Source organism: Devosia sp. CAU 1758 (genome assembly GCF_054482695.1).
Map to the genome: position 1 here is coordinate 1,195,558 of NZ_JBTLRJ010000001.1, position 9,953 is coordinate 1,205,510.

At 62.9% G+C, this 9,953-nt stretch carries 12 protein-coding genes; 8 read left to right on the forward strand and 4 right to left on the reverse strand.

All coding sequences use genetic code 11. The annotated features are described in order from the left end of the window. Positions 1–194: 194 nt before the first annotated feature. From ACXYMS_RS06045 to ACXYMS_RS06065, 5 genes are all read left to right on the forward strand, one after another. The gene (locus ACXYMS_RS06045) at positions 195–1,514 is read left to right on the forward strand and encodes a sugar ABC transporter permease (RefSeq protein ID WP_458904520.1); all 1,320 of its coding nucleotides are present in this window, start codon (positions 195–197) and stop codon (positions 1,512–1,514) included. 11 nt (positions 1,515–1,525) lie between these two features. Further along, complete coding sequence (locus ACXYMS_RS06050) at positions 1,526–2,308, forward strand: ATP-binding cassette domain-containing protein (RefSeq protein WP_458904522.1); 783 nt, start codon at positions 1,526–1,528, stop codon at positions 2,306–2,308. A 50-nt stretch (positions 2,309–2,358) separates the two neighbouring features. Then, on the forward strand, positions 2,359–3,084 hold the full coding sequence (locus ACXYMS_RS06055) for a DUF1345 domain-containing protein (RefSeq protein WP_458904524.1): 726 nt from the start codon (positions 2,359–2,361) through the stop codon (positions 3,082–3,084). Between the two features lie 59 nt (positions 3,085–3,143). Continuing rightward, positions 3,144–4,271 (forward strand): S-(hydroxymethyl)glutathione dehydrogenase/class III alcohol dehydrogenase, encoded by a 1,128-nt coding sequence (locus tag ACXYMS_RS06060; protein WP_458904525.1) that lies wholly within the window; start codon positions 3,144–3,146, stop codon positions 4,269–4,271. A gap of 89 nt (positions 4,272–4,360) precedes the next feature. Then, complete coding sequence (locus ACXYMS_RS06065; RefSeq protein ID WP_458904527.1) at positions 4,361–4,753, forward strand: catalase family protein; 393 nt, start codon at positions 4,361–4,363, stop codon at positions 4,751–4,753. A 100-nt stretch (positions 4,754–4,853) separates the two neighbouring features. Here ACXYMS_RS06065 and ACXYMS_RS06070 read toward each other — a convergent pair whose 3' ends face one another. Next, positions 4,854–5,174 carry a cupin domain-containing protein gene (locus ACXYMS_RS06070; RefSeq protein ID WP_458904529.1) on the reverse strand — a complete coding sequence of 107 codons (321 nt, stop codon included), beginning with the start codon at positions 5,172–5,174 and terminating at the stop codon, positions 4,854–4,856. An 89-nt stretch (positions 5,175–5,263) separates the two neighbouring features. On the opposite strand from ACXYMS_RS06070, the gene ACXYMS_RS06075 reads away from it, so the two are divergent. The 3 genes from ACXYMS_RS06075 to ACXYMS_RS06085 all read left to right on the forward strand — a co-directional run bounded on the left by ACXYMS_RS06075 (position 5,264) and on the right by ACXYMS_RS06085 (position 7,305). Then, entirely contained in the window at positions 5,264–5,815 is a 552-nt protein-coding gene (locus ACXYMS_RS06075; RefSeq protein WP_458904531.1) for an AAA family ATPase, read from the forward strand. Then, positions 5,808–6,272: a YaiI/YqxD family protein gene (locus ACXYMS_RS06080; protein ID WP_458904532.1), complete on the forward strand. Its 465-nt coding sequence runs from the start codon at positions 5,808–5,810 to the stop codon at positions 6,270–6,272. Before ACXYMS_RS06075 ends, ACXYMS_RS06080 begins: the two co-directional genes overlap by 8 nt. A 106-nt stretch (positions 6,273–6,378) precedes the next feature. Further along, complete coding sequence (locus tag ACXYMS_RS06085; protein WP_458904534.1) at positions 6,379–7,305, forward strand: polysaccharide deacetylase family protein; 927 nt, start codon at positions 6,379–6,381, stop codon at positions 7,303–7,305. Here the strand turns inward: ACXYMS_RS06085 and ACXYMS_RS06090 are convergent. Genes ACXYMS_RS06090 through rlmB form a run of 3 tightly spaced genes read right to left on the reverse strand, consistent with a single transcriptional unit; the run spans position 7,229 to position 9,620 of the window. After that, on the reverse strand, positions 7,229–8,479 hold the full coding sequence (locus tag ACXYMS_RS06090) for an FAD-binding protein (protein WP_458904536.1): 1,251 nt from the start codon (positions 8,477–8,479) through the stop codon (positions 7,229–7,231). The two genes, ACXYMS_RS06085 and ACXYMS_RS06090, sit on opposite strands and share 77 nt — an antisense overlap. Then, the gene (locus ACXYMS_RS06095) at positions 8,476–8,868 is read right to left on the reverse strand and encodes a hypothetical protein (RefSeq protein WP_458904537.1); all 393 of its coding nucleotides are present in this window, start codon (positions 8,866–8,868) and stop codon (positions 8,476–8,478) included. The genes ACXYMS_RS06090 and ACXYMS_RS06095 overlap by 4 nt, the downstream gene beginning before the upstream one ends. Further along, positions 8,865–9,620 carry a 23S rRNA (guanosine(2251)-2'-O)-methyltransferase RlmB gene (gene rlmB / locus ACXYMS_RS06100; RefSeq protein ID WP_458904539.1) on the reverse strand — a complete coding sequence of 252 codons (756 nt, stop codon included), beginning with the start codon at positions 9,618–9,620 and terminating at the stop codon, positions 8,865–8,867. Before rlmB ends, ACXYMS_RS06095 begins: the two co-directional genes overlap by 4 nt. Positions 9,621–9,953 lie beyond the last annotated feature (333 nt).

Here is a 9,953-nt window from a genome sequence, read left to right on the forward strand (position 1 = left end):
CCCCCCCCCACCCCCCCCCCCCCCCCCCCCCCCCCCACTTCCATAACCGGATTGCGCCCCGGCCCGCCGGAGCCGCTTCCTGGAGCCGTATCCATTTCGATCGTATCGAAAATGGGCTCCAAGACTTTGTAATGTCGTGTGATCGAACAGCAAAAGTCTGCAACTTTTGCTGATCACGCCATAGGGGGAAATTGATGGCCGAGCCACGCGCCATATCCAGCACCACGCATCCAAGCCAGTTGGCGCAAAATCCGCTCCAGCGCTTCCTGATGGCAACCGAGATAGACACGCGCCTTCTTGGCATGATCGGAGCGCTGGCCATTATCTGGGTTGGCTTCAACTTCTTCTCCGGCGGACTGTTCCTGACCCCGCGCAATCTGTGGAACCTGTCCGTCCAGACCGCATCGGTGGCGGTCATGGTCACCGGCATGGTTCTGGTCATCGTCACCCGTAATATCGATCTGTCAGTCGGCTCGATCCTGGGCGTGGTCGGCATGGTGATGGGCGTCATGCAGACGCAGATTCTGCCGGTTCAGCTCGGGCTCGGCCTGGGACATCCGCTGATCTGGGTGCTGTCGCTGGCGTCCGGGCTGATGGTGGGCGTCGGCATCGGAGCCCTGCAGGGTACGATCATTGCCTATCTGCGTGTACCGGCCTTTATCGTGACGCTGGGCGGATACTTGGTGTGGCGCGGCGCGGCATGGTGGGTGACTGCCGGACGGACAGTTGCGCCTATGGATTCTACCTTCCAGCTGATGGGGGGCGGCCCGACCGGCGCCATCGGCAATTTCTGGAGCTGGGTGGTCGCCGTAATTGCTTGTGGCGCCATCGTCATCGGACTTTATTTCAACCGGCTGCAGCGCCAGCGCTTCAACTTCCCGCAGCGCCCGGTCTGGGCCGAGGTGTCGCTGGCAGTCATCGGCTGTGGCGCGACCATTGCGGCGGTCTGGGTGGCCAATGCCTATCCCTGGCCGGTGCGGATCGCCGAGAACTTCGCCAATGCCAATGGCATTGCAGTGCCCGAAGGCGGGTTGTTCATCTCGCATGGCATCGCCATTCCGGTGCTGATCGCGGCGGGGGTCGGCGTGGTCATGACCTTCCTTACAACCCGCACGCGTTTCGGCCGCTATGTCTATGCCATGGGCGGCAATCCCGAAGCGGCCGAACTGGCGGGCATCAATACCCGCTGGGTGACAGTCAAGATATTCATGCTGATGGGTGCGCTATGTGCCATCGCAGCAGCCATTTCCACGGCCCGCCTCAATGCGGCAACCAATGCGCTGGGTACGCTCGACGAGCTCTATGTCATTGCAGCGGCCGTCATCGGCGGCACCTCGCTGGCCGGCGGCGTCGGCTCGATAGCCGGGGCGCTGCTGGGTGCGGTGGTCATGCAGTCATTGCAGTCGGGCATGGTGCTCATGGGCATAGACAGCCCGCTTCAATCCATCGTGGTTGGTATCGTTCTGGTTTTCGCGGTGTGGCTCGACACGCTTTACCGCCGGAATAAGCATTAGGAGTTGCGTTCATGCTGGATACCGGCACGCCACTGGTCGAAATGGCCGACATCTCCATCTCCTTCGGCGGCATCCGCGCCGTCGATCACGCCTCGATCGACCTGTATCGTGGCGAAGTGGTCGGCCTTCTCGGCCATAATGGCGCGGGCAAGTCGACACTGATCAAAATCCTTTCGGGCGCCTACAAGCGCGATGCGGGCGATATCCGCATCAATGGCGAAGCCGCGACGATCAATAATCCTCGGGACGCCAAGGCCTATGGCATTGAGACGATCTACCAGCAGCTTGCCGTGGCCGACAATGTCGACGCCGCCGCCAATCTGTTCCTGGGACGTGAAATGGTCACCTCGCTGGGCACGCTGGACGACGCGGCCATGGAATCCAAGGCGCGCGAAGTCATGGGGCGGCTCAATCCCAATTTTCGACGCTTCAAGGAGCCGGTAAAGGCGCTGTCCGGCGGCCAGCGCCAGTCCGTGGCCATTGCCCGTGCCATCCTGTTCAACGCCCGCATCCTGATCATGGACGAGCCGACGGCTGCGCTCGGACCGCAGGAGACAGCGCAGGTGGGGGAGCTGATCAAGCAGCTCAAGTCCGACGGCATCGGCATTTTCCTCATCAGCCACGACATCCATGACGTGTTCGACCTGGCGGATCGGGTGGTGGTGATGAAAAACGGACAGGTGGTGGGCCAGGCCAAGACTACCGACGTTACAAAGGACGAAGTGCTGGGCATGATCATCATGGGCAAGGTGCCGCCCGGCGCCCAGCCCGGCCCAGGAGCCATTCCGGGCTAGCCGAGTTTCCCCGGCGGGCGCTATCATGCGGCCAGCGGGGAGGCACTTGGATGGCAACTGCACGTCGACAGAAGGGCAAGACCCCAAGCAAGCCCGAACCGGCGCAAAGCCGCGGCCTGGTGGTGGATCGGGCGATGCCGCGGCATGCGCCGTTCTATGCGGGGCTGGTGCTCGGTGGGGTTACCCTGGCTATCTCCTTGTGGTTGGTGCCAGCCTTTGCCATCAGCCTCGGGAGCAATGCCCTCTTTGTCGGTTTCCTGACCCTGGCCTTTCTCAAGATGCCGCATCTGACGTCCGACTATCTGCGCGAGCATGCGCGGGAGGAAGATACGCCCGTGGGCGGCATTTTCCTCGTGGTGTTCATCGTCGTCATCACCTCGGTGGTGTCGCTGTTCCTGGCACTCAATAGCGGTGAGAAGCCAGACACCTGGGAAGTGGCCGTCAGCATGGCGTCGGTCCTGCTTGGCTGGTTCACAGTGCAAGCCATGGCGGCGCTGCACTATGCCTATGAATATTATCAGGAGCCGGATTCAACGGACGACAGCGATGTCGAAGGCGGTCTTGGCTTTCGTGGTGACAGTGACCCGGATGGCTTCGATTTCGTGTATTTTTCCTACACGGTCGGCACCTCGGTCGCGACCTCCGACACCACAGCGGAAAGCCACACGATGCGCCGGATGGTCACGGTGCACCTTGTGTTTTCTCACCTCTACAACACCATCATTCTGGCTGCGGCGGTCAATGTCCTGCTCAGCCTTGGGGGGGGCGGGCCCTAGGTTGCCGAACCGGTCGTTGGCATGCGACTTTGCCGCCAAACACGACCAGGAGATTCCCCATGAAAACCCGTGCCGCCGTCGCCTTTGCAGCTGGCAAGCCACTGGAGATTATCGAGGTCGATCTCGAAGGCCCGAAGGCCGGCGAAGTGCTGATCGAGATCAAGGCCACCGGTATTTGCCACACGGACGATTTTACCTTGTCGGGTGCCGATCCTGAAGGGTTGTTCCCCTCCATTCTCGGTCATGAAGGCGCCGGCGTGGTGGTTGATGTGGGGCCCGGCGTCACTTCGGTGAAGAAGGGTGACCATGTCATCCCGCTCTATACGCCTGAGTGCCGTGAGTGCCCGTCGTGCCTGTCGCGGAAAACCAATCTCTGCACCGCCATCCGGGCAACGCAGGGGCAGGGGCTGATGCCGGATGGCACCTCGCGTTTCTCCTTCGAGGGCAAGCCGATCTTCCATTATATGGGCTGCTCGACCTTCTCCAATTTCACCGTGCTGCCCGAGATCGCGGTTGCCAGGATCGACTCCTCGGCCGCTTTTGACAAGGTCTGCTATGTCGGCTGTGGCGTGACCACCGGGGTCGGCGCAGTCATCAACACGGCCAAGGTGGAGGCCGGTGCAACGGCGGTGGTCTTCGGGCTTGGCGGCATCGGTCTCAATGTCATCCAGGGGCTGCGGCTGGCCGGCGCCGACATGATTATCGGCGTCGATCTCAACAATGCGAAAAAGGCATGGGGCGAACGCTTCGGCATGACCCACTTCGTCAATCCTATCGAGATCGGCGAGGACATCGTCCCCTATCTGGTGAACCTGACCAAGAGGCGGGGCGACCTGATCGGCGGGGCCGACTACACATTCGACTGCACCGGCAATACCAAGGTCATGCGCCAGGCGCTCGAGGCCAGCCATCGCGGCTGGGGCAAGTCGGTGGTCATCGGTGTCGCGGGGGCAGGGCAGGAGATTTCAACCCGCCCGTTCCAGCTGGTCACCGGTCGCACCTGGATGGGCACCGCATTTGGCGGCGCGCGTGGCCGCACCGACGTGCCGAAAATCGTCGACTGGTATCTCGACGGCAAGATCGAGATCGACCCGATGATCACCCATACGCTGCGGCTGGAGGATATCAATAAAGGCTTCGAGATGATGCATTCGGGCGAGAGCATTCGCAGCGTGGTGGTCTACTAGGTCGAGAGACTAATGGGGGGAGGCAGGCATGGCAGAGCGACCGTCAACGGAATGACGCGAGATGATTGCGCCGGATGAGGGGGCGTGTCATGCGCAACTGGCCGAGGAGGTGCGCCGCGGTGACGCGCGGCGGGGAACTGGGCGTCGTGACCTTCCTGCTGCGCCGCTATGGGTTGCGCGACGGGCTTTCGCGTATCCGCCGTACCATCGGGACGCTGGCCAAGCCGTTCCGGGGCTACAATGCCGAACGCTTCACCACGGCGGTGCCGCATGCCAATGGTCCCTATGCCGCCAAGCTCATCCTGACGCCCAAAGTGCCGGTTGTCCGAACGCACAAGGACCATACGCAGGACATGGCTTATCAGCTGGCCATTGGTCCCATCGACTTCGACTTGGCCCTGCAGTTCTTCGTCAACGAGACCGGTACGCCCATTGAGGCGCCGCGCGTAGCGTGGTCCAAGGTCGCCTCGCCTCGCCTTTGATCCATGGGGCGGGCTGGAAGCGCACAGGCCGCTGGGCGAGGTCATGCGCGCGCGGCGCGGCGCCTATCTTCTTAGCCAGGACGCCCGGCGCCGGTGAGCGTCACTCCAGCCATTCAGTGCTGAATGCGCCGGCCTCGTGAATGTCGATCAGCTCGAGCAAGCCAGGACCGAGGATTTTGAATTTGTGCGGCGTGTGCGCGGGACAGACCTCGATCTGGCCTTCGTGCACCTCGAATCGCAGGTCGCCCATGGTGAACAGGGCGCGGCCCTTGCGCAGGACGAAAGTTTCCGGGTAAGGATGCCGATGCAGGCGCGGCCCCGCGCCGACCCTGTCGCTGTGATGAAAAATCACCGACAGATTGGCCCCCAAAGGGGCCGCCAACGAACTCCCCGCGCCATTCTTCCGCACCGGCTGCTGCATCAGCCCATGGCGCGCGTTCTATCACTTTCCCTCTCAAACTTGCCCCCTCATTGCCGCCATGCGCGGTCCATTCCTCACAAGGACGAACTATGCCTGTTTCCTTCGACAAATTGTTCATCGTCACCGGTGCGCCAGGCGCCGGCAAGACCGTTCTGCTCAATGCCGCCATCAGCCGTGGCATGCGTGTGGGGCAGGAGGCCGCGCGCGGAGTCATCCAGGCGCAGACCGCTATTGATGGGCCGGCGCTGCAATGGCGGGATGCCGCCCGATTTGCCGACCTGATGCTGGACCGGGACATGCAGACCCATGCCGCGCTGCTGCTGGGCGAGGGGCCGGCGCTGTGCGACAGGGCAATTCCCGACCTCGTTGCCTATGGTCGCCTTCTGGGCCTGGCCCAGACCGACCACATCGAGCGCGCGGCACGGCTCCTTCGCTACAATACGACCGCCTTCTTTGCTCCGCCGTGGCGGGAGATCTACGCCGACGACGCCGAGAGAACCGAGGGCTGGGCGCATGCTCAGCGCATCTATGAACCCATGCGTGACGCCTATGAAGAACTGGGCTATCGCATAGTCGAACTGCCCAAGGCCCATGTGGCTGAGCGGCTGGACTTCGTGCTGGATGTGATTGCCCATGCCTGACCCGACCATATTCGTCGACGCCGATGCCTGCCCCGTCAAGGACGAAGCCCGCAAAGTGGCGGAGCGATTTGGGCTGGTCATCACATTCGTCAGCAATGGCGGCATTCGCCCGTCGCGCGATCCGATGGTGCGTGTCGTGGTGGTGCCCGCTGGTGCGGACGCGGCTGACGACTGGATCGTGGACAATGCGCTGGCCAATGACATCGTGCTAACAGCCGACATTCCGCTGGCCAGCCGGGCCATCGACAAGGGCTGTCACGTGCTGGGTTTTACCGGGAAGCCATTCACCACTGCCTCGATCGGCATGGCGCTGGCCATGCGCGACCTCAAGCAGCATCTGCGTGAGACAGGAGAAATCCAGGGCTACAATCCCGGCTTTCGGCCCGCCGACCGGTCGGCCTTTCTCAGCGCCCTCGACACCCTGGCTCGGAAGGCTAAATCATTGGCGAGTAAGTAGTTCTTAAGACTTTTCGAGGGGAATATTAACCATAATCGCAAATTGTGAGCACGGGTGATTTGGCGGTGTGGGTGCTCACTTGCGGTTGTTGCGTGCGATTGTTGTCGTGGGTCTTTTTGCACTCGCCCTGGCGGGTTGCGCAAAACCCATCCGCCATACCGATATGTCGGCGACCTGGTCCGGGACTGATCATGTCGTTACCGGCAGTGCCGCCCAGTCCACCACGGTCCGGTTTACCCAGCCCATGCCAAATCGGATTTTCGGGATGAGCAAGCTGGCCGGCCGGACGCTGGAAGTGGCTGCCACAGCAGATATCATCCTGAGGCCGGGCGAGGTCATCCTGACATTCGACGACGGCCCGCGGGCCGGCAAGACACCGTCGATCCTCGATGCCCTTGATCGGCATGGGGTGAAGGCGACGTTTTTGATGCTGGGTTCAGCTGCCAAGGCCAATCCCTTGTTGGCCCGCCAGGTGGTCGAGCGCGGGCACACGGTGGGCAGCCACACCTTTGATCACACCAATCTGGGGAGCCTGTCGCGCCAGGCCGCGATCAACGAGATTGCGCGGGGCGAGGCGGCGGTTGCCGAGGCGCTTGGCGGGGAGGGGTTGTCGCCCTTCTTCCGCTTCCCCTATCTGTCACAGACCGGCTATCTGCGCACCACGCTGATGCAGGGCGACGTGGTGGTGCTGGACGTCGACATCGACAGCAAGGACTATCACAAGGACAGCGCCGAGGTGGTCGCGGCGCGCACCCTGGAGCGGCTCGAGGCCCGGGGAAGCGGCATCATCCTCTTCCACGACATCCACCAGCGGACAGTCGACATGCTGCCCGGGTTCCTCACGGAACTGGAGGCGCGTGGCTATTCGGTGGTGCGGCTTGTTCCCAGATCTCCGGGCATATTCGGCCGCAGCGTTATCACCGCTGAATTCAACGGCGACCGACCCGGTAGCGGGGTCAGCCGAACAGCAAATCCGTCACATAGGCGTTGCGGAACTTGCCATCGGCATCCAGCTGCCCCGCCAGTTCCCTGAAGTCTCCGAGCCGGGGAAATCGCGACTGCACCTGCGGCGCCGGCATTGTGAACAGCTTGGCCCAGTGCGGACGGGGGTTGAAGGGCGAAAGGACTGCCTCAACGGCCTTTACGGCAGCGATGGTTGTGTCCCAGTCCGGCTTCCAGGTGAAATGGAAGCCAATGGTCTCCTGCCCATAGGCGGGGCTAAGCCAAAGCGCGTCGGCGGCAACGGAACGGATCTCCGAAATCATCAGGGCGTGTGCGAACCGGGTCTGCGCTGCATGCAGGGCCGCAATGGTCGCCGGGGCCTGTTCGCGGGCGACAAAGAATTCCGATTGCAGTTCGGCGCCGGCCGAGGCCGTGTTGCCGATGGCGAAGTGGAAGAGGCGTTCATGCCAGGGGCCGGACAGACCCATCTGGCCCGTGCAGACGCTGCCATCCATGCCAGGAATGGGATGGCAGGGGCCATTGGCCGCGCCTGCGCCCAGAACGGCTTCCGGGGGCTCGCCCGCTTCGTCCAGCGCCTTGACCCAGATCTGGTCGAGTACATCGCCCTGCCAGCGGGTAAACAGGCTGACGCTGTAGGCACGGCGCATCAACGTATCGAAGCTGGTGAGCAGGGTGGTGACGGGAAGGCCGAGATAGACATTCTGGCGGATGGCGAAGCTCGGGACCAGCTCAAGGGTGATCTCGGACATGACGCCCAGCGCGCCCAGATTGACCACGGCACCTTCAAAGCCCGGATCACCACGCCTGAGGCTGACCAGTTCGCCGCTTGCAGTGACCAGCGTCACGCCCACGACGGCAGCGGCGAGGTTCTGGTTGGCGTCGCCCGAGCCATGGGTTGCGGTGGCCACGGCGCCGGCAATGGTGATGTTGGGCAGGGAGGCGACATTGCGCAGGCCATAACCGGCCTGGTGCAGGGCAGGGGCGATATCGGCATAGGTGGCGCCGCCATCGATGGTCACCGTCTGCGCGACTGGGTCAATGCTGATAGTGCGATCGAGCTGCGAGAGGGTGACGAGGGTGTCGTCAGTGTCGGCGATGCGGTTGAAGGAATGGCCCGAGCCCAGGACACGGACCTTGTCGGCACGGCGCACGGCTTCCTGCAATTCAGCCAGCTTGCCGGGCCGTGCGACCGAGGCGGCGGCAAATTCGATGCTCCCGGCCCAGTTGCGCAGCTTCTGGCTCATTCGTCCTCGTCATCCTCGACATCGGTGAGATAGACCGACATTTCGATATCAATGCCATATCCGGCAATGGCCGCGGCCGCATGGGCGGGCAGGCGGGCCGACATGGCCTCGCCCTCATGGGGATAGTCGAAGGCGATATCGAGAACGGCCTTGCCGATGCGCCGATCGTCCAGCATGGCGGTGATGGCCGGGCCGGAGCGTTCAGCCAGGTCCAGGATGGCGCGCACCGGATTGGTCGCTGCGACGTCGATCTGGGCATAAAAGCTGTTGTCGGCGTCTTCGGGCTCATAGCGGGTGCTCAGCTGCTTGAGGGCCGTGTCCAGCGCCTGCTGCGGCACTGTCACCCCGGAGAGCCTGAGGGCAATGGCAAAAGGCTCGAAGCTGCTCATGCCACCCGTCCGGCCGTGGCCGCAAAGAGGGCGATGGCAGCAGCATTGGAGACGTTGAGCGACTTGATGGGCCCAGGCATATCGAGCCGCACCATTTCGTCGCAGAGTTCGCGGGTCCGCTGGCGCAGGCCCTTGCCCTCGGCGCCGAGCACGACGGCCATGGGCACGCTGTCGGTGCGCGCGCGCAACGGGGCTTCAGATTCTGAGTCAAAGCCCAGCACCAACATGCCGCGCTGTTTTAGGTTTTCCAGCGTCGTGGCCAGGTTGCGCACCTCGATCATGGGCACGAGATCGAGCGCGCCGGAGGCGGCCTTGGCCATGACCCCGGTTTCGCGGGGCGAATGACGGGCAGTGGTGATCACCGCATCGGCACCAAAGGCGCAGGCGGTGCGGAGGATCGCGCCCACATTGTGCGGGTCGGTCAACTGGTCGAGCACGACGACGAGCTTGAGATCGGCAATATCGTCGAGGCCGAAGCGGCTGACGGGATCGACTTCCAGCGCCACGCCCTGATGCACGGCGTCCCCGCCAAGCAGCCGATCAAGGTCCTTTGGCGTGGTTTCGGCGACCTTGACCTTGCCGAGTTCGCCGGTCTCCTTGAGGCGGTTCAGCGCATTGGGAGTCGCCAGCAGCACCTTCTTCAGGCGTCCCGGATTATCCAGCGCGGCGCGCACTGTATGCAGGCCATAGAGATAGACCGGACCAGCATCGGGATCGTATTTTGGCTTGGGCGGAAATTTGTTGCGGCTCATGGGCGAGCGGTAGCCGTTTTGGACGAAAGCGGCAAGTGGTCTCGCCGCTTGTCGGCTGATCCGGAGGTATCTTCTTTGAGGGATTGGTGGAGGGGATTGGACTGCGACACTCGTTGTTCTTCGACGTCTTGCCCTGGCTAACCCTCCGTTGGTGCCTCATAGATTGCAAATGACTTTCTTACAGTGTTGGCTAACCCGCGCAGAGGCTACTTTCGACCCCATTGCGGCCGTTGCCAAGCGCGAAGTTCGTTCCCGATAGCTGCCGGTACCGAGCAAACATCCCGTGCTGGTCGGAACACGGGGAGATGGTTGGGAATGACGGCAGGGCACTCG